This window comes from Candidatus Magnetaquiglobus sp. (genome assembly GCF_058402785.1).
In genome coordinates this window covers 161,348-185,110 of sequence record NZ_JBZVFG010000002.1, presented here as the reverse complement: position 1 = coordinate 185,110, position 23,763 = coordinate 161,348, and the positions used below count along the sequence as shown (strand labels likewise).

The 23,763-nt window shown below is 60.9% G+C and carries 22 protein-coding genes; 18 read left to right on the top strand and 4 right to left on the bottom strand.

Going from position 1 to position 23,763, the window contains the following annotated elements; genetic code table 11:
• Positions 1-232: 232 nt before the first annotated feature.
• The 5 genes from ACV4UY_RS01540 to ACV4UY_RS01520 all read left to right on the top strand — a co-directional run bounded on the left by ACV4UY_RS01540 (position 233) and on the right by ACV4UY_RS01520 (position 2,954).
• Complete coding sequence (locus ACV4UY_RS01540; RefSeq protein ID WP_491605906.1) at positions 233-1,231, top strand: hypothetical protein; 999 nt, start codon at positions 233-235, stop codon at positions 1,229-1,231.
• Positions 1,228-1,668: a hypothetical protein gene (locus ACV4UY_RS01535; protein ID WP_491605905.1), complete on the top strand. Its 441-nt coding sequence runs from the start codon at positions 1,228-1,230 to the stop codon at positions 1,666-1,668. The genes ACV4UY_RS01540 and ACV4UY_RS01535 overlap by 4 nt, the downstream gene beginning before the upstream one ends.
• Before the next feature lie 24 nt (positions 1,669-1,692).
• Entirely contained in the window at positions 1,693-2,022 is a 330-nt protein-coding gene (locus ACV4UY_RS01530; RefSeq protein WP_491605904.1) for a P-loop NTPase family protein, read from the top strand.
• A gap of 207 nt (positions 2,023-2,229) precedes the next feature.
• A complete protein-coding gene (locus tag ACV4UY_RS01525) occupies positions 2,230-2,649 on the top strand; it encodes a DUF6362 family protein (RefSeq protein WP_491605903.1) in 420 nt (139 codons plus the stop codon).
• Entirely contained in the window at positions 2,649-2,954 is a 306-nt protein-coding gene (locus ACV4UY_RS01520; RefSeq protein ID WP_491605902.1) for a helix-turn-helix transcriptional regulator, read from the top strand. Before ACV4UY_RS01525 ends, ACV4UY_RS01520 begins: the two co-directional genes overlap by 1 nt.
• Positions 2,955-2,973: 19 nt before the next feature.
• Here the strand turns inward: ACV4UY_RS01520 and ACV4UY_RS01515 are convergent, their stop codons facing one another.
• The 3 genes from ACV4UY_RS01515 to ACV4UY_RS01505 are packed head-to-tail and all read right to left on the bottom strand — an operon-like array spanning position 2,974 to position 5,054.
• Positions 2,974-3,354 (bottom strand): toxin-antitoxin system HicB family antitoxin, encoded by a 381-nt coding sequence (locus ACV4UY_RS01515; protein ID WP_491605901.1) that lies wholly within the window; start codon positions 3,352-3,354, stop codon positions 2,974-2,976.
• A 3-nt stretch (positions 3,355-3,357) separates the two neighbouring features.
• Positions 3,358-3,585 (bottom strand): hypothetical protein, encoded by a 228-nt coding sequence (locus ACV4UY_RS01510; RefSeq protein WP_491605900.1) that lies wholly within the window; start codon positions 3,583-3,585, stop codon positions 3,358-3,360.
• A 59-nt stretch (positions 3,586-3,644) separates the two neighbouring features.
• Complete coding sequence (locus tag ACV4UY_RS01505) at positions 3,645-5,054, bottom strand: tyrosine-type recombinase/integrase (RefSeq protein WP_491605899.1); 1,410 nt, start codon at positions 5,052-5,054, stop codon at positions 3,645-3,647.
• 66 nt (positions 5,055-5,120) lie between these two features.
• On the opposite strand from ACV4UY_RS01505, the gene ACV4UY_RS01500 reads away from it, so the two are divergent.
• From ACV4UY_RS01500 to ACV4UY_RS01460, 9 genes are all read left to right on the top strand, one after another.
• Positions 5,121-5,543 carry a YcbK family protein gene (locus tag ACV4UY_RS01500; protein WP_491605898.1) on the top strand — a complete coding sequence of 141 codons (423 nt, stop codon included), beginning with the start codon at positions 5,121-5,123 and terminating at the stop codon, positions 5,541-5,543.
• A 12-nt stretch (positions 5,544-5,555) separates the two neighbouring features.
• Positions 5,556-6,389, top strand: a complete 834-nt coding sequence (locus ACV4UY_RS01495; RefSeq protein ID WP_491605897.1) for a hypothetical protein — start codon at positions 5,556-5,558, stop codon at positions 6,387-6,389.
• A gap of 17 nt (positions 6,390-6,406) precedes the next feature.
• Entirely contained in the window at positions 6,407-6,952 is a 546-nt protein-coding gene (locus ACV4UY_RS01490; protein WP_491605896.1) for a terminase small subunit, read from the top strand.
• Positions 6,927-8,408 carry a terminase gene (locus ACV4UY_RS01485; RefSeq protein WP_491605895.1) on the top strand — a complete coding sequence of 494 codons (1,482 nt, stop codon included), beginning with the start codon at positions 6,927-6,929 and terminating at the stop codon, positions 8,406-8,408. Before ACV4UY_RS01490 ends, ACV4UY_RS01485 begins: the two co-directional genes overlap by 26 nt.
• Before the next feature lie 19 nt (positions 8,409-8,427).
• Complete coding sequence (locus tag ACV4UY_RS01480) at positions 8,428-10,479, top strand: portal protein (RefSeq protein ID WP_491605894.1); 2,052 nt, start codon at positions 8,428-8,430, stop codon at positions 10,477-10,479.
• A complete protein-coding gene (locus tag ACV4UY_RS01475; RefSeq protein ID WP_491605893.1) occupies positions 10,457-10,738 on the top strand; it encodes a hypothetical protein in 282 nt (93 codons plus the stop codon). Before ACV4UY_RS01480 ends, ACV4UY_RS01475 begins: the two co-directional genes overlap by 23 nt.
• An 83-nt stretch (positions 10,739-10,821) precedes the next feature.
• Positions 10,822-11,802 (top strand): hypothetical protein, encoded by a 981-nt coding sequence (locus ACV4UY_RS01470; protein WP_491605892.1) that lies wholly within the window; start codon positions 10,822-10,824, stop codon positions 11,800-11,802.
• 27 nt (positions 11,803-11,829) lie between these two features.
• On the top strand, positions 11,830-13,068 hold the full coding sequence (locus tag ACV4UY_RS01465; RefSeq protein WP_491605891.1) for a N4-gp56 family major capsid protein: 1,239 nt from the start codon (positions 11,830-11,832) through the stop codon (positions 13,066-13,068).
• Positions 13,069-13,085: 17 nt separating this feature from the next.
• Positions 13,086-13,493: a hypothetical protein gene (locus tag ACV4UY_RS01460; RefSeq protein ID WP_491605890.1), complete on the top strand. Its 408-nt coding sequence runs from the start codon at positions 13,086-13,088 to the stop codon at positions 13,491-13,493.
• 1,454 nt (positions 13,494-14,947) lie between these two features.
• Here the strand turns inward: ACV4UY_RS01460 and ACV4UY_RS01455 are convergent.
• Positions 14,948-15,670: a hypothetical protein gene (locus tag ACV4UY_RS01455; protein WP_491605889.1), complete on the bottom strand. Its 723-nt coding sequence runs from the start codon at positions 15,668-15,670 to the stop codon at positions 14,948-14,950.
• Between the two features lies 1 nt (position 15,671).
• On the opposite strand from ACV4UY_RS01455, the gene ACV4UY_RS01450 reads away from it, so the two are divergent.
• The 4 genes from ACV4UY_RS01450 (at position 15,672) to ACV4UY_RS01435 (ending at position 23,754) form a co-directional block, all read left to right on the top strand.
• Positions 15,672-15,905: a hypothetical protein gene (locus ACV4UY_RS01450; protein ID WP_491605888.1), complete on the top strand. Its 234-nt coding sequence runs from the start codon at positions 15,672-15,674 to the stop codon at positions 15,903-15,905.
• A gap of 294 nt (positions 15,906-16,199) precedes the next feature.
• Positions 16,200-16,424 carry a hypothetical protein gene (locus ACV4UY_RS01445; protein ID WP_491605887.1) on the top strand — a complete coding sequence of 75 codons (225 nt, stop codon included), beginning with the start codon at positions 16,200-16,202 and terminating at the stop codon, positions 16,422-16,424.
• An 80-nt stretch (positions 16,425-16,504) separates the two neighbouring features.
• On the top strand, positions 16,505-18,037 hold the full coding sequence (locus ACV4UY_RS01440; protein ID WP_491605886.1) for an N-6 DNA methylase: 1,533 nt from the start codon (positions 16,505-16,507) through the stop codon (positions 18,035-18,037).
• A gap of 26 nt (positions 18,038-18,063) precedes the next feature.
• On the top strand, positions 18,064-23,754 hold the full coding sequence (locus tag ACV4UY_RS01435) for a PLxRFG domain-containing protein (RefSeq protein WP_491605885.1): 5,691 nt from the start codon (positions 18,064-18,066) through the stop codon (positions 23,752-23,754).
• The last annotated feature ends 9 nt before the right edge of the window (positions 23,755-23,763 follow it).

Here is a 23,763-nt window from a genome sequence, read left to right as displayed (position 1 = left end):
AAACGTTCAAGTGCTGGCCGTGGGATTTCCCATCCTGGGTGCCGCACAAGGGGCGCGCCAAACTGCGCCCGGAGTACATGTTCGGCAATGACGGCCCGTTCCACCACTACTGCCCGGAGTGCGGGCGGTGGGGGTCGCACGGGATCGGATGGACGCGCAAGGGAAGTCTCGGGGTGTGGTATTGCCCTGAGCATATCCCCCGTCAGCAGCCGTAGCCAAGAAAGGAGCCTTGATGGGGATCTATTTGACCAGTGAGGAGGTGGACGCGATTTTCGATTGCAGCGAGAAGCGTCTGAAAAACCGCGACCGGGCGGCCTATCTCTACCTGCGCGAGCGCATGGACTCCACCACCTTGCGGACCGTCATCGGCTGGAAAGGGATTTCGGTGGCGATTGAGGAGATGCCGGTGCAGGGATCCACCGAGAAGCCTTTTCGGGCCACGCGCGAGTCCATTCGGTGGATATTGCGGAGGCTTGAAGAAAAAAATCTTATAAAACAAGAGACTAATGAAAAATTAGCGGAATCGGTTTTCTCCTTTCCGCTCCATGACAGGACAGGTGCGCCCGAAAAAAGAGGAACCATTGAGGAACCATGGAAGAGGAACCAGGGGAGCAGCCACGAATTTAGCAATCCATTCATCCTGTTAACCAATCCAGAATACCATGAGGGCAACCACCCGAAAAACGGGAAGAGGAACCACTATCCTATTCTTCCTAAGATAAGGATAGAAGAAAAACCTTCTCTCCCTACCCTCTCTTCCTTTCCCGAAGATTCCACCCCATGCGAGCAAGCCGACGTGCCGGGTGGTGCGACCCCCACCAGAGAATCAAAGATCCAGACAGGCAAAGCCCGTCCCACCTACCCCGAGGCTTTTCTGCAAGCTGTGGCCGCCTATCCGGCCAGGCACACCAGCATCGACAAGGCGGCGGCGTTCAAGGCCTGGAATGCGCGGATCAAGGAGGGGGCCACGCACGAGGAGATCCTGGCCGGTATCGGACGCTACAAGCGGTTCGTGAGCGCAGAGGGGAACCTGGGGACGAAGTTTGTCAAAATGATGGCCACGTTTCTCGGCCCAGCCGATCCGCCTTTTTTCACCCTGCCGTGGACGATCAGTGGGCAGGCGGGCATCGCGCGCGGCACGGATGGTGGGTATGACCAGGTAGATTACCAGGACGGGGCGACCGATCTGGAGGTGGTCGAGGCGTGGATGGATGTGGAGGGCGTATCATGAGCGAGGCGATCACCAAGGAATGGGCATTTCATTGCGAGGAACATGGCCCGTGGATGGGGATGCGCATTCCCAATCCGTACAAGCCCGGTGGACATCTCCCCGTGACCTGCCCGAAATGCCTGGAAATCGATGAGCGAATCCGCGCCGAGGAGGAGAGGCAGGCGCGCGGCAGGGAGCACCAAGCCTGGTTTGAAAGACAGATTGGCAAAGCTGGGATCGAGCGGCGGTTCCGGGGGAAGAGTCTGGATACCTACCTGGCCGAAACCAACGGGCAAAAGCATGCCCTGAAAGTGGCCGGGATGTATCTGGCGTCGCTTGATCAGCGTATCGCCAGTGGGGATTGTCTGGTGTTGTGCGGTGGGCCAGGGACCGGAAAATCACATCTGGTCGCCGGGATCATCTCCGGGGCGATCCAAGCAGGTAGGACGGCGGTCTAGCTGACGGTCTACGACCTGATCCTGATGGCCCGCTCCACGTATGGGCGGGGAGAGCATACGCTCAAGGAGCTGCTCGACCCCCTGAAAGAGGTGGATCTGCTGGCCCTTGACGAGGTGGGAGCAAAGGTTGGGAGTGAGGATACCCTGCTGCTCGCCACCCTCATCGATGGACGCTATTTGCGCCAGATTCCCACCATCGTCGCGTCCAATCTCTCCCCGAAAGCCTTGGAGGACTATCTCGGCGAGAGACTCTATGACCGGCTTTTGGATGGCAAGGGAGCGGTGGTGCCATTCGACTGGCCCAGCCATCGCCGGCGCCGGCAAGTGGTCACTCCAGCGCGGGATGAGGTGTGAGATGGGGGACACGCGAGGCGAAAATTCTGCCGGGCTGCGCGTCCTGGCGGCCAGGCTGGGGAATATAGCGATCGAGCTGCGGGAAGTTGACGCTGAGATGGTCGCGAGCGGGTATTCCTGCGCCAGTGATTCGTTGCAATATGCGGCTGATGTGGCGCGATCTTGGGCAGAGGGGATAGAGGCGGAAGCCAATCACCGGTACCTCGCATGAGCATGTCCAGGGCATGCACCCCGCCCACCTCCCAGACTCCGGAGTGGACAGCGGAGCGGGTCGCGGAGCGTCTGGAACAGGCCGCCGAGGTGGAACGTCGGCGGCCCGCCGTGCTGGTGCGGCCAGACGGCATGCGCTCCTCTTGGCCCACGCGCGGGATGCGGCATGGTCAGGACTATCTGGATTTGAGACCGGATTTGCCCACCGCGCAAGAGATCACTCTGGCCGAGGAGGCCATGGGGTGGCTGACCTGGATCAAATCGCCTGAGGTGCGACGCATGCTGTGGAGCCGGGCGTGTGGTCAATCCACCCGGGCGATGATGCGCCAGTACCGGCGCGACGTCAAAATCATCGAGCGGATGTGCCGCGATGGCCTGGAGCGGATCGCCACCAGACTGACGGACAGAGGGGCATAATGGGACGCCTGCTGACCGTCGATGAGGCCGCCGCGCTGCTGCGTATCCGCCCACGCACCCTGGACAACTGGCGCGGGCGTGGATTCGGACCGAAATACGTGCCTGTGGGCGGACAGATCCGCTATGACGAAGACGATATCACGAAATGGATTGCGCAGCGCAAGGTGGATCCGACGGACCGAGACAAGGGGCGCAAGCGCGTATCCCGTACCTCCAGGAAGGGGATCAATGTGCAGGATACCCTGACCCTGCCCAAGGTGATACGGCAGGGGCGGGGGAATTCCGGGAAGGCGGATCCGGAGTGACCCCTGGATCCTCTTATTGTCATGACCGCGAAGGACGCGAATGTGCGCCATCCTGCTTGCCTGCACCGATCCCTTCCGCCAATAAGGCGGTCACTAACGCATTAAGACTGACCCCTTCACGCCGCGCCCTGGAGACGAGTCTGGCATGCAGGGTCTTGGGCACCCTGGCCACGAATTTCCCGGAATAGCCGCCTGACATCGGGGCGGGAACCGGAAAGCCGGTATCCTCCAGGGCAAAAATGGCCGTTCTCAAGGCGTCCATGCCGTTTGCGATGGCCTCCTCTACAGTCTCGCCATCGGAGAAGCACTCATTGAAATCCGTGAACGTGATCAGATACCCAGTGCCTTCATCAGGCGTCATCGGTCTGATTTCGAATGGGTAATCCTCAAGTTTGAACATGATTCAACCCCCGATTACAAATTTGACGAATTTCTTGATATAAACCGGTTGGATGGGCTTGTGTGCCGGAACAACGAGAATCTGTCCGTCGCTGCGCACAAAAGCGTGATGGCTCCCGCCGTTGTGCCGCCAGACAATGCCATACTGCTGAGCCACCGTTTGCAGTTGGTCAATACGCCAGTCCAGAGGGTTGTGGCTCATCGCCTCAAGAAGTTTGGTCGATGTGTTCATGCCTCAATAGTACCGAATGCAGTATTGACAAACAAGTGCAAAAAAGCGACTTAAGCGTGTCAAGCATGCCCATTCCCAAACATGAGATCTGCCCCCTTGCGCATCGAGTCGCGCACCGGGTTGTCATCAAGCCGGGCGTAGATCGCGGTGGTGCGCGATGAAAGATGGCCGAGGGATCTGCCGATGATCGGCAGCGATGCGCCGGTCATGGCCTGATACGACCCACAGGTGCGGCGCAGGTCGTGGATGCGCACCCCCACGATCTTGGCGCGGGCGCGGATGCGGCGCCATGCGCTCTCCAGATCCGTCCAGTGCCCGGATGTTGACCGGGACGAAGAAAATACCCATTCCCCACGGGCGGTATCGTGCAAATCACGCAGCATTTGCACCGCTTGCGGGACCAGAGGCACGGAAAGTGGCAGGCCATTTTTTGTCAACTCGATGCGCCACACCTCGCGCGCGAAGTCAATATCTCCCCAGCGCATGGACAGGAGATTGGCCTTGCGCGCCCCGGTGAGCAGGGCCAAAAGGAAAAAAGCCCGCACGCTCGGCGACTCGAAATCCAGCGCGGCCACCAGTCTCTGGATCTCGTCGTGTGACAAAAAGCGATCCCGACTCGTCTCTCGGTAGCGGCGGATGCCGCGCGCGGGATTTCCCGTCTCGATCCAGCCCTTTTCCAGCGCGAAGCTGAAGACCTTGGAGAGAAGCGACAACACCCGGTTGGCCGCCGTGGTGCGGCCACGGTCGCCGAGGTCGGCGTGGAGTGCCGCAACCTCACGGCGTGTGATGGCCGACACACGCAGCTTATCCAGCGGCCCCAGGTGCAAGCGATGGAGACTCTCATCCCCGCGCCAGGATTTTTTGCGCCTTTGTGCCCACTGCTCCAGATAGCGGGCGAAGAGGGCGGAAAAGCGTATCTCGCCTTTGATCTCCGCAATCATCGCACCCGGATCATCCCCACCGGCCACCATGCTGTTTTGGTGCGCCGCGTGTCGGCGGGCCTCATCGACCGACATGGCCGGCCAGCGACCTAGAGTGATGCGTCGCGGTCCCGCGCCGGGCGCACGACGATACCAAGACCAGGATTTGGTCCCGTTTGGCGAAACCCGCAGTTGCAGCCCTGGCGCGCGGGTGTCGTGCCATGTGTCGCGCTGGCCTTGTGCTGGAAGCGGCAGAGTGGCGATCTGGGCGTCGGTGAGGGGGGATTTTTTGGGCATCGGTTCGCCTCGCGGGGTTACGATTGGGTTACGGATTTGGGTGTGCTGGCGTGCATTGGCGTGAAGATCCGTGCGGATGCGTGAGCGACCAGAAAAACATCGCGTTGAAATGGTTGAATTGTCGAAAAGAACCCCACATGATGGGTAATCTTTACGGTATACGATCAATACAAAATGCACGGATGATGAATGATTGCAGTAAGTCGCCAGTAAGAAGATTTTGCACTCGCACTTTTGGCCGAAAATTGACAAAATTTTCCTATGCTGTGGAGAGGTGCGGGGGAAAAGCTCATTCGATAAATCGGGTGGGCTTTTTTTGTGACCAGAAAAAGTGACAAAAAAATGACGAATACAAACGGATGGAAATGGCCGCACTTCTCGAAAAAGGAGCTGCAATGCCAGTGCGGGTGCGGCCAGGCGCTGATGGATCCGGGCTTCATGGATCGCCTGGAGCGGCTGCGAGTGGCTTTCGGCAAGCCGATGCGTGTCACCTCCGGCTATCGCTGTCCGAGTCACAACAATGCTGTATCTCATACTGGCGACGGCGGACAGCATACCATGGGTTATGCAGTCGATATCCAGATCAGTGGACCAGAGGCGGTTGATCTGCTGCGACTGGCGCTCGGCATGGGCTTTACGGGGTTCGGTGTGAGCCAGCAGGGGCCCATGAATAGCCGCTTCTTACACCTGGATGACCTGCCTGGACCGAAGTGGCCGCGTCCCGGCATCTGGTCCTATTGAGGGGGGGGCCGCATGAATCCATTTTACAAGGCTTTGTCTGAAGTGGCGCCAGCCCTGGCCGGGATGCTGGGCGGGCAGATGGGAGAGGTGGGTGCCAAACTGGCCTTGCAAGCCGCAGGAAAAGTTTTTGGATTGGAGGATGAAGCGGAGGTCATGGTGGCGCTGGATAGTGCCGCGCAATCCGGCACCCCCGAAGATCGGACCAGGCTCGTGGAGATCGACCGGCAAGCGCAAGCGGATCTGATGCGCCATGCCGAGCAGATGCGCGCGCTTGATATCGACGAGTATCGGGTGCAGACCGAAGACCGGAACAGCGCGCGGCATATGATGATCGTGACGCATGATCGAACGCCTGAGCGTTTGGCCTATCTCTCATTTGCCGGGTTCCTGGTGGTCAGCGCGATCGTTTTGTGGAGGGGGATCCCGTCCGACCAAAACGCAGCATTTCTCGTCGGCACCCTGCTCACATCGCTATTCACCCTGGCCAAAGATTGCTTCGCATTTTTCACCGGGGCCAGTCCTAGCCGACAGGAACCAACTCAACAGCCTATCATGGGGGGGGGCATCAAAATGACCCACAATTGCCCCACGGAAGATCCTCCGTCGAGTTGCCCGTTTATCGCTGAGATCACCAGAGTCGGCGAGCAGATGAAGCGGGTCAATGAGCGCCTCGATGAAGGAAGCGAAAATTTCGAGGAGATCAAGCAGAGTCTGGAGGGTCTGAAAAGCGCCAGATTACGGACTCAAGGATTTCTTGATGGGGTGAAATGGATCGTCGGGGGGGTGGTGACCTTTTTCGGGATTCTCCCGCCGCTCACGGACTGGCTGAAGAAGTTTGGACATTGATTATTCAGGTGTAAAACATGTCGCAAAATGACAAACAAAAGTTGACGAAGCGTCAAGCCCTCTTCGTCGAGGCGTACCTTACAGACTTTAATGCGGCGCAAGCGGCTGTTCGCGCTGGATATTCCAAGGTCAATGCGGCACGGATCGGATACGAGAACTTACAAAAAGTCCATATCCAGTCCGCAATTGGTAATCGGCAGAAAGAACTTTTGGTTTCGAGTTCCGTGAAGCCGGAACAGATCGTCAGGGAATTGACGAAACTGGCGTTCGCCGATGTGAGCAGACTGTTCGGGAAGGATTGGAGTATCCGGAGTCTGGATGAGGTGCCGGAGGAGGTGCGGGCGGCCATCGTGTCGGTTTCCAAGACTGTCACGCCGCATGGAATCACCACGGTCAAAGTGACGCTGGTCAACAAACTCGCGGCCCTGGACACTTTGGCCAGGGCACTGGGGATGTACACCCAAAACAAGGAGCAGCAAGAGGATCTCACGCGGGATCGGGAGCTGGTCGAAATCATTAAGCTGGCGAGAAAAAGGTATGACTGCACCCACGCCGACGCATGAGCTTGCCAGGATGGTCGGTGAGTATTGTGACGACCCGCTTGGCTTCGTGCGCGTGTTTTTCCCGTGGGGAGAGGGGCAACTGGCAGGTAAAACCGGGCCACGCGCGTGGCAGGAGAGATTCCTGGCTGACCTGGGCGCGATGGTACGGGAGCGCGGCTTCGACGGCCATCACCCGGTGGCGCCGATTCTGATGTCGGTGGCGAGCGGACACGGGGTGGGCAAAAGCGCACTGGTCGGTTGGATCTGCATCTGGATCATGGCCACCAGGCCACACTGCAAGGGGGTGGTGACGGCCAACACCGGCGTGCAGCTCCAGTCCAAGACCTGGGCGGAACTCGGCAAGTGGCATCGGCTGTGCCGGGTCGGGCACTGGTTTAGCTACTCGTGCGGCGACCGGTCGATGGTGCTCAAGTCGGGGATCGATCCAGAGTCCTGGAGGGTCGAGGCCCTGACTTGGCGCATCGAGCAGTCCGAGGCCTTCGCGGGCCTGCACTGTGTGGATTCGACGCCTTTTTACATCTTCGACGAGGCCTCGGCGATTCCTGACAAGATTTTCGAGGTGGCGGACGGCGGCTTGACCGACGGCGAGCCGATGATGCTGCTTTTTGGGAACGGAACGCGCAACACCGGTCGCTTCCGTGAGACTTTCGGCGCTTTGCGGCATCGCTGGAATACCCGGCAGATCGACTCGCGCACCGTCGAGGGGACCAACAAGGAGCTTTTCGCGCAGTGGGCGGCGGATCACGGGGAGGAGTCCGACTTCTTCAAGGTCCGGGTCCGAGGCATGTTCCCGTCGTCGGCCACCACGCAGTTCATCGGGCTGGATGAGGTCAATCGCTGCGTCGCGCTGGTGGTCGAGGATGAGCACGTCCAGCACATGCCGCTCATCTTTGGCTTGGACGTGGCCCGCTTCGGGGATGATGACTCCTGCCTGGTGGCACGGCGGGGGCGCAAGGTCGAGTCGATCTTGACATGGAGCGGCAAGGACACGATGCAGATCGCCGCGCTTGTCGCCCGCGAGATCGAGCAGCGCAGCCCGGACGCGGTGTTTGTGGATGGGACGGGGATCGGTGCCGGGGTGGTGGATCGGCTGCGGAGTCTCGGGCACCAGGTGATCGACGTACAGTCCGCGGCCAAGCCGACGGACGCAAACCTGAAATGTGCCAACCTGCGCGCGGAGATGTGGACCAGGATGCGCGATGCGCTCAGGGCTGGACTGGATATCCCCGACGACTTGCGCTTGCGGGACGATCTGATCGGACCGGATTATCTTTTCGACGCTCAGGACCGACTGCTGATCGAGGCCAAGAAGAGCCTGAAATCACGAGGTCTGGCCTCGCCGGATCGAGCCGATGCCCTGGCCTTGACCTACGCCTATCCGGTCGCGACGCGGGATACGTCGGAGCAATGGAGCGGTCACAGGCTCAATGCGCCGGTCAACTGGAGGGCGGTCTGACATGGGATCTGCCGAGCATATGATGATGGATAGACATGCGCTCGAGAGGTTCCTGTCCGACATCCGCGAGGAGCCGGATTGGCGCACCGAGGCGGACATGTACGCAGCCTACTACGACGGCAACCAGATCGACTCCGAAACGCTGGAGGCCTACAACCGCAAGGGGATCCCGCCCCTGGTTCGCAACCTGATCGGACCCACGGTGGATCTGATCCTGGGTATGGAGGCCCGCGCGCGGCGCGACTGGAAGGTGGAGGCGCAAAACGAAGACGCAAGAGATCTCGCGCTCTATCTCACCAAGCAGTTGCGGGACGCGGAGCGCATGTCCGGGGCGGATCGTGCCTGCTCGGATGCCTACGCCTCGCAGATCAAGGCCGGGGTGGGATGGACCGAGGTGGCGCGTGAGAGCGACCCATTCAAGCCGCCTTTCAGGGTACGGGCGATCCCGCGCCACGAGATTTGGTGGGACTGGCGCGCCACGGAGCCGGATCTATCCGACGCGCGGTATCTGGTACGCAAAAAGTTCTACGACGCGGATCAGTTGGAGCGGAAATTCCCCAAGCATGCGGAGTTGATTCGCACCGCGTCCCTGGGATGGGCGTCGTGGGATGATACCCAGGAGGGGGAGAGTGCGGCACGTCTGACAGACGGACGCGACCTTGAGACGCGCACCACCATCCAGGATTCAGAGTGGCGCGATACGGATCGCAAGAGGCTGTGCCTGTACGAGGTGTGGTACCGGGTCTGGTACGAGGGCATCGTCATCACGATGCCGGGCGGACGGGTGGTGGAACTCGATCTGGATGACCCGGAGCATGTCAGCCTGGTGTTTCTCGGGAAAGCGGTCCCAAAGCGGGCCTCTTTTCCTCGTGTCCGGCTCGCGTGGTGGCTTGGGCCGCATCAGCTTGACGACATCCCCTCGCCGTACAAGCACGGCGCTTTTCCGTATGTACCCTGGTGGGGATATCGGGAGGATAAGACATCCATCCCATACGGTCCAATCCGCCGGGTGATCTCCCCGCAAGATGAACTCAACGTGAGGGCGGCCAAGAACCTCTTCAACTTGTCTGCCAAGCGGCTCCAGATGGATGCCGATGCCCTGGCTCCAAGGTACGATCAGTCGCCTGAGTCGGTGCGGGAACAGGTGTCACGAGCCAACGGCGTGGTGGTCCTGAACCCGAACCGGCTGAACAAGAACCCGGACGCTTTCAGCGTGGTGTCGGACCAGAACCAGGCCGGAGCGCTGCACATGCAGGCGGTCCAGGAGGTCGCCAAGACCATCCAGGACTGCTTTGGCGTCTACCAGGCGATGCTCGGGCAGCAGTCATCCGCCGAATCCGGGGTGGCCATCAACTCGTTGGTCGAGCAGGGATCCACCACCCTGGCAGAGATCAACGACAACTACCGCTACGCCCGAAAGCGTACCGGAGAGTTGCTCCTGGCCCTGGTCACGGAGGAGATCGGCAACCGGGAAGTGCGCACCACCATCAAGCGGGATGGACGGATGGTGGAGGTCGTCATCAATGCCCGCGACGTGGACGAGCAGGGCGGCGAGCGGATCAGCAACAGCTTGACCCAAACCCAGTTCAAGGTGGATCTGGAAGACATCCCGGCCTCGGCCAGCGTGCGTCAGGCGCAATTGGCTGATCTGATGAATCTGGTCAAGTCCCTGCCGCTGCAACTGCTCCCGCCCCAGCACATGCTTTCGATCATGGCGCTGATCGTCGGAGCCACGGATCTGGAAGAACGCGATGAGCTGGTATCCATCCTCAAGGGGGCCATCGCATCCGGTCAGGGGCAAGACATTCATGGATCGGGTGACATGGATCCAGCTCAGGCACGGATGATGGAGCAGCAGGCCCGGATGGCAAAAACGGAGCGGATCGCCCGGGAAGAGGAGATCCGACAGGCCGAGGAAGCTCACCAGGCGCGCATGGCAACCCATGAGGCTGGGATCCGCAAGAGCGATGCGCAAGCGGATGCCATCCGGATCAATACCGCTGTTAACGCCATGAAAGCCATCGAACAAACACCGGAGGAGACGACGTATGGAATTGCGCAGCCCGGATGACATCCTCCGCAATCCCCTGGATGTCGTGAGTCTGTTCGACGAGCAGTTGATTTCCAACACGGAAATATCAACCGACGGACTCACGATTTATCGAGGGATTGCCAAGCCTGGGTCGCTGAATAGCGATCCCACCTGGTTTATCCAGAGGACCACCATCACCTCTTCGGGAGGCAGACAGATGGTCGAAACACGTTTCGCGCATGGAAAAAAGGGCTTCGATGCAGCGTGGGATGACAGGGAAAGTCTCCCCTATTCGTAGGTTGAGTAGTTCATGGTGACCGGCCAAGGCCGGTTTTGATCCCACCGGCGCAAGCCGGTTTTTTTATGCCCCAGGAGTCCCCGATGTCCGACGACCAATCCGAACAACCGCAAGATCCCATGACCATCCACGACGTGGATGCCCTCGCCGCCCTCGCCGATGATGCCGTGCTCCCCGATGATGCCACGAGCGAGCAGACCCCCGACAAGCCCCAGGTGACCTCTACCCGTGACGCGACGACGCCCAAGGAGGATGCCAAGCCCGAGGCCAATGACACGCCGAAGACGGAAGATCCCAAGGCGGCGGTCAGTCTTGCGGCGCAAATCGCGGAGCTGCATGCCAGGATGGAGCAGATGCACCATCTCATGCAACAGGGGGAGCGCAAGGATGATCCCCAGCAATCCGCCAATTCCGCGCCGCCCCATCCGCCTCCGGAGACGGATCAACCGTTCTCGATGACGGAGGAACAGAAGGCCGAACACCAGTTCCAGTTGGATGAGTATGGCGAGGGCGCGGCAAAGCAGTACGAGCGGTCCCTGCGCATGGAGCATGATCTGGGCCAGATGACCGAGAAACTCTCTCGGTACGAGCAGTTCATCAACGCCCAGATGCAGGGCCATCAACAACGCGAGGCCGAAGAGGCCCAGGCGGCCATCGAGGCCGATCCCACCCTGGCCGCCCTGCAGAAAGAGGGTGGTCACAGGTGGAATCTGGCCAACCAGCTCCATCTCTTCGCCATGCGGACCAATCCGGATTATGCCAACGCCAAGTGGACGGATCGGGCCGCGCGGTTGGCGATGATGCACACCGCCATGACCAGCAAGCCCGGCAATGCCAAACCGAGCAACATGGAGATGCGCACCGAGGTTGAGGCGAAGGTGACCCAACTCAAGAGTGCTCCTCCATCCACCCCGCTCTCCCACTCGGATATCCCGGCGGGGAGTCCCGCGTCGGGCGGTCCTGACATCACCAAGATGAGCGGTCCGGAACTCCCGCGCCATTTCGACAAGCTGGCGACGCGGAATCCAGGAGAGCTTGAGGCGATTCTCGGAAACATCCAATAACCTGCAAGACGCAAGGAGATTTCCCCAATGCAAACCAACGTACCCTTCAACTCCGACCTGGCCGCGCGGATCTTCGGGGCGGCGGTTTTCGCGGAGTCCACCCGCAAACCGACCATCACCAACAGACTCGTCGGACCGGCCCCGAAAATCGACGACGCCAACGCCAAACTGCGGAACCAGACCTCCCCGGACTACCCGATTGTCCGGGTGACGGATCTCGAAACGAACCAGGGTGATTCCATCACCGTGGACATGTTCAACATCTTGCAGGGAACGCCGGTCATGGGGGACAAGAAATTGGCCGGGCGGATGATGGGGTTGAAATCGTCCTCGCAGCAGATCCGCATCGACCAGATGCGTGGGGGTGTGGACACCGGCGGGCGCATGGCGCGCCAACGCACCGTGCATGACCTGCGCAGAATCGGCAAGACCAATTTGGCCGGCTGGTGGTCGCGCGGACTCAATCAAATGCGTCTGGTCCACTTGGCCGGAGGTCGAGGCAGCGTGAACACTCCGGATTGGGTGGTCCCTCTGGCGGATCATCCCGAGTTCGTGGAGATCATGGTCAACCCGGTGTTGGCTCCCACCCACAACCGCCATCTGTTCGCTGGGGATGCCACCGCGATTTCTGGCCTGGACAGCGCCGACGTCCTGACGCTGAACGACATCAACCGTCTGCGCACCATCCTGGAAGAGGCGGAAAATCCGCTGCAACCGGTCAAGCTCGCGGATGATCCGGCGGCGGAAGTCGAGAATCTGTACGTCATGCTGGTGACCCCCCGCCAGTGGGCTACGCTGTGGAAGAATTCCAGTGGCAACGACTGGCAGACCTTCCTCGCCAACGCCGGTGTGCGCGGTGAGAAGAATCCGCTCTTCGCCGGCGGCAATCGCGGTCTCTGGAACGGCATTCTGGTGCGCAAGATGGAGCAGCAGATCCGCTTCAATCCGAACGCCATCGTCAAGGTCGCCACCAACACCCCGGTGTTCACCGAGACCACGGATCAAGTGCCGAACTGGACCGATGGGGCCACCGTGGACCGGGCCATCATTCTCGGCGCTCAGGCCATGGCCGAGGCGTGGGGCAAAGAAAGCAGATCCGGTACCCACATGTCCTGGTATGAGGGGAAAGTGGATCACGACAACGCCCACGAAGCCTCGATCACCGCCATCGGCGGCATGGCCAAGTTGCGCTTCCGGGACTCCTCCGGTGCGGATGTGGACCACGGGGTCTATGTCATGGACTCCTTCGCTCCCAACCCCAAATGATCCAATGAGGTGACATCATGACCATACTGAACAAAAGCAGCGCTGATCGTCATGTGACCAGCAGCGGTGATTTCGGCACCCTGTCGGGCGAGGTTTTCGCCTACACCGCCGCCGGTGCCCAGGTCGGGGATGTGATCTGTCTGGGACGGATTCCCGCCGGCAGTACCGTCACCGAGGTCAAGGCCTTCAACGCCGCCATGGGGGCTGGGGTCACCCTGTCCGTGGGGTGTCTCCCGGAGGATCTGACCGGAGGGGATGCGGACTGCTTCCTGGCCGCCGCCGCCAGTTCGACCGCCGGCGTGCGCCGGTCCGATGCCAAGGCCATGGAGATCTCCACGGACTCCTACATCACCGTCACCGTGGGTGGTGCGGCGGCTACCGGAGCGATTGAGGTGCAGGTGCAATTCCGCTTCGAGGGGATCTGATCCATGGTGCGCATCCGCTACATCGGAAGCAAACCCTTTAAGCGGGACACGGTGACCGGATCCCGGATCGTCTGGCATGGTCATGGGGACGTGCGGACCGTGGATGACGACACCGCCGAGAAGCTCCTGGCCCATCCGGATGTCTGGGAACGGGTCCCCAATCCGGCATGGAGCAGGTGTCCGCCAACAAGGCTATCAAGGAGCATGCCGATCCGAGTCGTCCGCTATTACAAGGGGTTGGCGAGGCGATGGTCGGCGGCGGAATCGGCGGTCTTATCCTGGGGGGGTCATTCGGCGGATCGGCTCATCGCTCGCCTGGGCATCAGAGGGCGGAAGCGGTGCGGAGGATTGCCGAACTCCAGGATCAGCAGAGGCAATCGGACCCGACCAACGCGGCCCGATACGCCGAGGCAATCACCAGACTCGCCCAAAATCACGGAATCGACTTGCAGGCAGATGCGCCACCGGTCCAATCCCCGCCACCACCTCCTGACGGTCCAGGCCCGCAAGATCCTGGGGTGGGACTGCCCACATCTCCTGATGGCACCGGTCCGCAAGCGGGTGAGGAATCCCTGGCACCACTCACCCCGCCAGTCGCACCTCCCACGCAAAATCCTGGGCAACCGGTCGAGGGTACGCCGGAGCAGGAGACACAATCACCCACCCCCCAACCGTCGAACGAACAAAGCGCGCAACTTCCGGAAATCAACAGGACCGAGGCCGCATTTCGTCCTTTCGGGGTCTCTCGGGAGCGTTTGGAGCGGTTCATCGGCAAACCGTTGGACGAAATGACCACTGAGGACGGTCAGGCGTTGCGCGCGGCGTGGTCCGGTCTCAAGGATGGCACGGCCAGGGTGGATGTGCTGTTCCCGGATCCGAGGATTGCCACGGCCCTGGAAGAGCGCGGATATACCGATGGGGGGGTGCTGTTCCGGACCGACAAGAGCCCGTGGAAAACGCGCGGCAAGGCGCGTGAGGCCTCCGGGGAGAACTGGACCACGCCGTTGCGCGATGCGGGCTATGGATTCGAGCCGGTGGAGCTTGGAAGCGGCGGATGGGGGTTGCGGGTGCTCCCCCCCGCGCATGGCCCCGCCGCGCCGATGGTTCAGACGCCGACTCCTCCCGCCCCCACACCTCAAGCAACCCCGGATACCATGCCAGCGGTGGCGGATGCACGGACCGTGGCCCCATCGGGACAGGATCAGCCGGTCGCGCCCCCCATGGACACCCCCTTGGACGCCCCCGCCGTTTCACAATCGGACAACGGTCCGAAAGGGGTGAAATTCACCCGCGCGACCGCCACCCCATCATCTCCAGTCGTTGTGCCCAAGCCGGTCTCCTCCGAACCTCCCCTAGCCCAACAACCGCCACCGACCGGAGTGTCCACCCCACCACCACAACCCACGAGTCCCGTCTCATCGGCAACGCCCTCCCCCAAGGAGGGCGTTGCCGTTTCAGGGGAACGGAGTGGCTCCCAGGTTGCACAAGCTCGACCGCCGGCCACGACCCACACCGATCTCCCAGGGGATGGGGTGTCGGTGCACCCCAATGCCGGCTCCCATGTTTTCGAGCAGGATCCGGAGTGGCAGGCAGCCAAGACCCAGGGGGATGTGGAGGCCGCGCGCCGTTTCGCGGAGAAAAACTGGACCGACGCACAGACCAAGGCCCTCAAGGCGCGATTGGGCGATCCGGCCAACACGGTGTTCATTTCGCAGCCGAGTACCAGCGGTCAGAACGCCCTGCCGAGTGGCTTGGGTGAGAAACTGGCCACGGCCATGGGCGGCACGCATCTGGACGGCAACAAGATTTTTGAGGCACGACACCTGGAGGAGTCCAAGAAACTGCCGAAGGAACGGCGGGTGTTCCATCCACGGGATTATGAGGTGGTCAATCCTGCTGAGGTGCGATCCCTGACCCAGGGAAAGGAGGTGGTGATCGTGGACGATGTGTTCACCACCGGGGGATCCTCCGGGCAGTTGATCCGCACCCTGCAAGCCCAGGGAATCCTGGTCCGGGCGGCGGTGGGCTATGTCGGGGATCCAAGGCTGAAACCAGAACCCCAAATCGTTTCCGGGTTGCAAAAAGCCCTGCGGAATGCCAAAATCCCAATCAACGGAAGAAAACTCGCGGCCACCCTGACGCGGGCCGAGGTCCAGGAAATCACGAGGTTGATTCACGATGCGCGAACATCTGATTCCCGTCAGGCCATTGCCGGAGAGCTACAAAGGATACTCGCCGGAAGAGTTGATCCAGGTGCTGGAGATGGTCCGCTCCCCGGAAGGGGCGGTGGGCGTCCCGAGGGAGAAGATCGGGGCCATGCGGTCCATGTTGCGGGAGTACCGCATGCTCCCGATGTTCAAATACCCGCCAGGGGAGAGGGAGATCGAGCCGGCGGGATTCCGGGATCCTTAACCAGCGCTCCCGATACCCAACCCCAACACCTCCCATCCGCACCGACGACGCCCTCCTCCAAGGAGGGCGTTGCCGTTTCCGGGGGTGCCCAAGACGCTGCTCCCGGCCAGACCTCCATCCAGCCGGGTGACGTGGAAAAGGATCCGGTGACCGAAAAAGATTTCGCATCGTCAGATCAAGCAAATCTTTTTACGCGGATTGCCAAGGTTACCCATAAAGTGGTACAAGTGGGGCATGAAAAATGGGTGGCACGCCCCGTAGGGTCCACGGCATCAACTCAAGAGGAGTCCAGACATGAACATCGATCCGAACATGATCCTGCAACAATTCAAGATGCGGGATCCCCAGGGGTATCAACAGTTGAAGAAAGAGGGAGGGCTGAAGGCCCTGGACGAGTACGTGAACGAAAGGATTCGGGAGTACCAGGATACTCTGAACAGCATCATCCCCGTGAATCCGAACGCGACGGAACCCAATCCGGCGGACGCGGTGATCGCCCGCGAGTTGATGATGGGCTGAACCATCGGATTCAACCCAGATCCCTGGATGAGTCCCGACGCCCGTCGGTCAAGGCGCAAGATAATCTGGCCGCCATCCAGGTGGTCAAGCAGTTGGAGGCGGAAGGACGCAAGGCAACACTGGACGAACAGATCACCCTGGCCAAATATGTGGGATGGGGCGGATTGAGCGGAGTGTTTCCGAACACCAATGGGGAGATCCGTTCGGAATTCCGCTCGGTCGGCGAGACGTTGAAGCACCTTCTGACCAAAGAAGAATACGACACGGCCCGGAAATCGACCCAGTATGCCCACTACACCTCGGAGACCGTGGTGCGCGCCATGTGGAGGGCGGTGGAGCGGTTGGGGTTCAAGGGCGGCAAGGTGTTCGAGCCGGGCATGGGGATCGGGAACTTCGCCGGCATGATGCCGGACTCTCTGAATGCCAAATCCGATTACACCGGCGTGGAGATGGACCCCATCACCGCCCGCATCGCCCAGGCGCTCTACCCGAAGCACGACATCCGCGCGGCGGATTTCATGCGATATCCGGTTCCCAAGGGAGCGTTCGATCTGGTGATCGGCAACCCGCCCTTCGCCGACATCCCGGTCAAGTCGGATCCGGATTACGCCAAGCAGGGGTTCCTCCTGCACGACTACTTTTTCGCCAAATCCCTGGATGGCCTACGCCCTGACGGCATCCTGGCCTTCGTCTCCTCGGCGGGCACACTCAACAAGCTCGATGCCAAGGCGCGGAATCATCTGGCCGACAAGGCCGATTTCGTGGGCGCGATCCGTCTTCCCGGAGATGCCTTTGCCAAGAATGCCGGAACCCAGGTCACGACCGACATCATCTTTTTGCGCAAACGCCAGGATGGCGCGCCGGCGGGGGATCGCACCTGGACCGAGACCGTCCCTTTCACCGGACCGGACAAGGAGGGAAACCCGAAGACCGGACAACGGAACGCCTGGTTTGATGCCCATCCGGAGATGATCCTCGGGGAGGAGGGGTTCTTCGACCGCCTCTATCCGGGTCGCTACGCGGTACGCTCCCGACCCGGAAGCAATCTGACGAAGGCGTTGGATGCGGCCATCGAACATCTGCCGTCCGGTGAGGCTCCCGCCAAGTCGTCCATCCCGTCGCCAAGGAAAGTCGTGGCAGAGACGGCAGAGGTGGACACCCGGACGACCGAGACCAAGAACGGCACCTACTACCTGAAGGATGACATCCTGCACCAGTTCGTGGATGGCCGTGGCGTGCGCGTGTTGACGCGCATGCCGGGGGTGACCGGCGGCATGACGAAGCCGGAACAGGAGGCGATCAAGCGGTTGATCCCGATCCGGGATGCACTGCGGGAGACTTACGCGGCGGATGCCAGCAACGACACCAAACGGGCGGAAGCGGCCAGACGCGCCTTGAATGCGCGTTATGACGCCTTCGTGTCCGCCCACGGGCCGATCAACAAGACGCTGCTCATCACCAGCAAGCCGACTGCGCTCCAGCAGGAGCAGGCGCGCAACCTCGCCCGCGAGCAGGCCGACGGCAAGTTCGACGAGGGGTCGTTCGATCCCACCGAGATGCTTTTGGCCACCGTCCACAACCCAAACGGCAACTCCACGTCCTGCCGCGCATAGAGTCACTCAGGAGATTCCAGGGTCATTTGAATGCCCGGTGGGAGAAGATCAAACAGCGCACTGGCATGCCGAAACCGGGAGAAGACATCATCCTGAACATCATCGGCGATGGCCGCAAGGCCGCCTTCGACATACGTTTGATCAACCCGCACGCCCCGTCGGATCCGGACAGCAAGTTGAACACCATCGTCCGCAACACCTTCGATATCTGGCAAAATACCCACGATGTGGAGTTCGTCGATCTCAAGAGCGGCCAACCGAAAGGACGCGGCCCAGCCGCGCAGATCATCTTCGCCGATCAGGGGGTCAATCCGAACAACGGTTTCCATGGCTACGGCTGGATGGTCCGGGAGTTGACGCGCAAGGGGGTTCCCAGAGCGCAGATCGCGGTCATCAACGACTACAAGAGTCACGCCGACAAGCAGAAACTGTTTGCCAAGGTCAAGGCCGGAGAGGTGCGGATTCTGATCGGCTCCACGGCCAAACTCGGCACCGGGGCCAACGTGCAGGAACGGCTGTACGCGATCCATAACGCGGATCCGCAGTGGCACCCAGCCGCCGACGAACAGCGGGTTGGGCGCATCGTGCGCCAGGGGAATCTCAACCCGCACGTCGAGATTCACGACTACTCGGTGAAGGCCACCTATGACGCCACCATGTGGAAGTTGATGGGTAAGAAAGCCAGATTCATCGAGGAGTTTCTGCGCGGGGATCCCACTTTACGCGAGATGGCGGATCTGGGCGAGGCCAGCATGTACGAACAGGCGAGCGGCATGACCGTGACTGACGCGCGCATTCTGCAACTGGTCAACCTGAAACAGGCGTTGACCGAGGCAAAACGCCAACGGATCTCTTTCGGCAAGGCCCAGAGCCTGGTACGCACGCGGGTTTCAGCGTTGTCCGATGAGATCAGGGCCCTGGAAGGGCGAATTCCGGAGATCGAGCAGGATCTGGAACAACGGCAGGATCTGTCTGGGGAGAAATTCCGGGCGATCATCAAAGGGGAGAGCATTGCCAAGCGTGCTGACGCGGGGGGTATGCTCCTGTTCGCGATCAATACGGCCCCGGTTGGGAAGGAGACCAACCAGAAGATCGGCACCATCGGCGGATTCGATCTGCGTATTGTGATTGGGAAAGCATGGAACCTTCCAGGGGCTCCCCTGGCCAAAAAGATCCAACTGATGCGCCACGGCGGTCCCAGGGAGTTCCCCATTCATGAGACGACCACCGATGAGGGGATCATCCAATCCATCGAACACCATCTGCGTACCATGGATCAGGAGTTGACCCGCACGCGCTCCCGTCTTCAGGATGCCCGCGAGGAGTTGGCCGGGTATGAGAAACGGGTTGACGCCAAGTTCACCGGCCAGGAGCGCATCGAAGCGCTGCAACAGCAGATCCAGGCGTTGGAGGATGACCTGATCGCCAATCCGGAAGTAAGCGAGGAGATGCCCATCGAGGCCGAACAAGCGCTTTCAGACACCCCCCCCGACGAATCGCCACTGCGCGCCAGTCTCGCCGCTTCCAAAAAACCCGCCTCTGGCGGGTTTTTTCATGGGCGATCCAAAGACGACTTCACCTTTCACGCCGTGGGCAGGGTGCGGACGATCCCAAAAGGGGTGGCGTTGAATCAACTCCTGAGCCATCCGGCCCTCTTCGCGGTCCATCCGGGCCTGGCCGATGCAACGGTGCTGGGCAGTGACGTCGTGGAACTGGAAGGGAAAAGTCACGTCTGGGATGCGACCGATCACACCCTGCTGGTGGATAAGAGTTTGCCGCGTCAGGCGTTGGAGGCTGCGATCCAGCAAGGAATCGAGCAGGCGATCGCAGATCGGACTGCCCAAATGCACAATCGCGACGGCATGTCGGTCACGTCGATCCGCGCCAGCATCGATCCATTGTTGACGCGCTGGAAGAATCGCCCGGAGGTGGAGGTTGTCGCGAGCTTCGAGAAACTGCCTGAGTCCGTCCGGGATTGGGCTTCTCGGCGTGGCTTCCAGAACAGTCTGGAAGCGGTGTGGCATGCCGAGGGCGACCGGGTCTATCTCATCGCCGACCGGATAGGTGATACGGAGCGGGCACAGCGCGTGCTGCTGCACGAAGCGGTGGTTCATTACGGTCTGCGACAGATGCTTGAGAGCGCTGATTTGAATGCGCTGCTGGATGAGGCGGCCACCCGCTTTGCGCGCGAAGTCGGAGAAGTGGCCGGGCGCATCGGGTTGGACATGAATAGCCCGGAAGAGCGTCGAATCGCGGCGGAAGAGTGGTTGGCCAGCCAGGCCGAGGAGGAGGTGAAACTCTCCCTGTTGGATCGGATGCTCGCCGTGGTGCGTGGCTGGCTTCGATCCATGGGATTCCGGTTGCAGGTGACCCGTGGCGATTTGCGGCGCCTGTTGGCCGACTCGTCGCGGAATCTGCACAACGGGGATGCCAGGCAGACAGACGGCGGAAATCGCCAGGACAGCATGCGCGCCTCGCTGGCTTCGCGGCGCGCGAAGGATCTCCTGGATACCCACAAACCAACGGCTTTGGGATTTCTTGGACGGCGCCAACTGGTGGAGATGTACGCCCGTATCTTCCCGCACGCGGGACAATGGCTGAAGACTTTGAACGAACAGGTTCAGGAGTATGGCGCCTACGTCAACGACAAGTCCCAACAGTTCTTCAGGGTGGCGGATCGTTGGGGCAAGCTGGAAAAGGCCGAGGCGGCCAATCTCTCCGAGGTGATGCACCAGAGCACGGTTTGGGAGGTCCATCCGGACGAGGAGTTCAGCGACCACGATTTGAAACAGGCGGAATTGAAGGAGTCCGCCAGTCAACGTGCCCTGCATGCGTTCCGGAATGGACATGACCTGGCCGATTTGACCCCTGGAGAACGAGAGGATTTCGAGCGGTTGACCCGAGCCATGGAGAACGCCACGCGGAATCTCGACCCCAAGAGCCTGGAAAAGATGGTGGCCACCTATCTGGGCATGGGCTTGAGTGAGAAAGCGATCCAGGAGCGTCTTTCCAAGATCGGCAGTATTGCCATCCCCCCATGGTTCCGAACAGAGGAGGAGCAAGCGCACGCGATACAGGAGGGCATGGAGAAATATCAAGCCCTGGATGAGGCCGCCAAAAGAGCTTTCCGTGAGGCCGCCATCGCCGGCAATGTCCGCGTCAAGCGCGCCATGCAGGCGTTCAAGCAGGGCCACCGGATGAACAACCTGAACGCGGAGGAGAAAAAGCAGCACGAACGGCTGATCCTGTCCGCATCCAGGGATGGGAAACGCGCCACCTTTGAGCGGGACCGTGCTGAACAGGCCCCAAAAATCGCCTTCATCTACAAGAATCTGAGCGGGGAGGCCAAGGGGATCTATCAACTGGTCAAGCGCATGTACCAGGAGCAGCACCGGGAGACATGGGAGGCCTTGATTGCCAAGATCCAGGAATCCAGTGCGCTCAATCCGAGACAGGCTGAGATGCTGATCCCAGCCTTGCGCCTCAAGTTCGAAAAGGCCAGGGCCTCGCGTGGCCCCTATTTCCCCTTGAGTCGTTTCGGCAAGTTCACCGTCTATGCGACCGCGCCAGGCATGGATCCGGTATTCGCCATGGAAGAGAACAGGAGAGCGCAAAGAGAGTTGGCCGAATCCCTGAGAAAACAGGGGTACACAGTCACCGAAGGGTACAAGGGGGAGTTCACCTCCGAACAGAGGAAAACCTCTCCGCAGTTCGTCAAGGATGTGCTCAAGATCCTGGACGACAACATTCTGGTGCCCAAAGGGGTCAAAGAGACCGCCGAAAGTCAGGCGATCATGAAGGGGATCAAGGATTCGATCTGGCAGACCTATTTGCAGACCCTGCCGGACTTCTCGATGCGCAAGCAGTTCATCCACCGCAAGAACATCCAGGGCTGGTCGGAGAATGCCTTGCGTGGTTACGCCCAACACATGTTCCACGCGGTCAGGCAAACCGCCAAGTTGAAGTTCGGACACAAGATGGAGGAGGCCCTGGAGCGCATGGGCGAGGAGATCCAGGGCAAGAGAACGGTGATGCGAGATGTGATCGTCGAAGGGAGAAAGTTCCCCGTGACCAAGGTGGAACGACTGGATGCGGCGGATCGGGTGGCCCCGGAGTACCGGGTCACAGCCTCCCAGGTACTGGAGGAGATGACCAAGCGACACCAGAACCTGATGAATCCAACCGGTTCCGTCTGGGCGAACCGGGCCAATGCCGTCAGTTTCCTCCTGTACCTGGGATTCTCGCCGGCGGCTGGATTGGTGAACCTGCTGCAAACCCCGATGGTGGCCCTGCCGATCATCGGTGCCCGCTATGGATTCGATGCCACGCTCAAGGCGTATGCCGGGGTGCTGCGTGCGTATGCCTCCGGGTTGAAGGATGGGGCCTACCTGACGGACAAGACCACCCTGAAGGAGGAGGAACGGGAGATGCTGCGCGAGTTGGTCAAACGCGGCACCATCGATGTCACCGAAGCTCACGATCTGGCCGGTCTGGCCCACGACAACGGCATGAACCCGTTGCGTGGTCCCTTTGCAAGGTTTATGCAAACGGCTGGCTGGATCTTTCATGCGGCGGAACGGATCAACCGGGAATCGACCGCGCTCACCATCTACCGCCTGGCGCGCAATCAGGGTGTGTCGCAAGATGAGGCCATGCGGGAGGCCGAGGCGATGACCTACCAGAGTCACTTTGACTATTCGGCCAACAACCGCCCGAGGATTCTCCAGAACAACGCCATGCGGGTGATCACCCAGTTCAAGCAGTATTCCCAGAACATGACCTACACCCTGGCGCGCGCGGCCTATCTGAGCGTCAAGGGAGCGTCTCCGGCGGAAATCAAGGAGGCGAGACGCGCCCTGACCGGCCTGTTGCTCACCCATTTCATGGGCGCCGGTGTGGCCGGACTGCCCCTTTTGTGGGTGGTGCCGATGATCATGAACGCCGTGGCGGCGGCCTTCGGCGATGACGACGAACCGTTCGACGCGGAAACCTGGTTCCGCAACATGACGGCGGACGCGATTGGCAAACGGCCCGCCGAACTGCTCTCCCACGGCCTGTTCCGCCTCACGGGCATGGATCTGGCCCATCGGATCGGCCTGAGCGATCTGTTCTTCCGCTCCTCGGATCGGGATCTGGAGGGTACGGACGCCTTTGCCCATCTCGTCACCCAACTCTCGGGTCCGACGGTCGGCTATGCCGGGCAGATCTTCAATGCGATGAAGATCGCCGGGGATGGCAACAAGGAGCGCGCCCTGGAGATGGTTCTGCCCAAGGCGCTGCGTGATGTGGTGAAGTCCGGGCGCTATGTGGCGGATGGTGGCGTCTTGACCATGAAGGGGGATCGGGTGCTGGAGGATCAGCTCTCGGCGGTGGAGTTGATGGGACAGGCCATCGGGTTCAATCCCTCCCGGGTGGCCGAGCAGTATGCGGCCAACAACGCGATCAAGAACGCCGAGAAGTTCATCGAGGATCGCCGTCATCGGTTGCTCAACGCGTATGCCGAGGCGTGGCACAAGGGGGATGATCGCGCCATGGACAACGCCAGGGATGCGTTTTTCCAATTCAACCAGCATCACCCGCGCTTCCGCGTCACAGGCGACACGATCCGCCACTCCTTGCGCACCAGGGCCATGATGCACAACCGGGCGCAACACGGCATCGTGGTGAATCCTCGCTTGTCGGAAACCCAGGATGAGGGGCGGTTCGTGATGCAGTAGCCAGCCGCT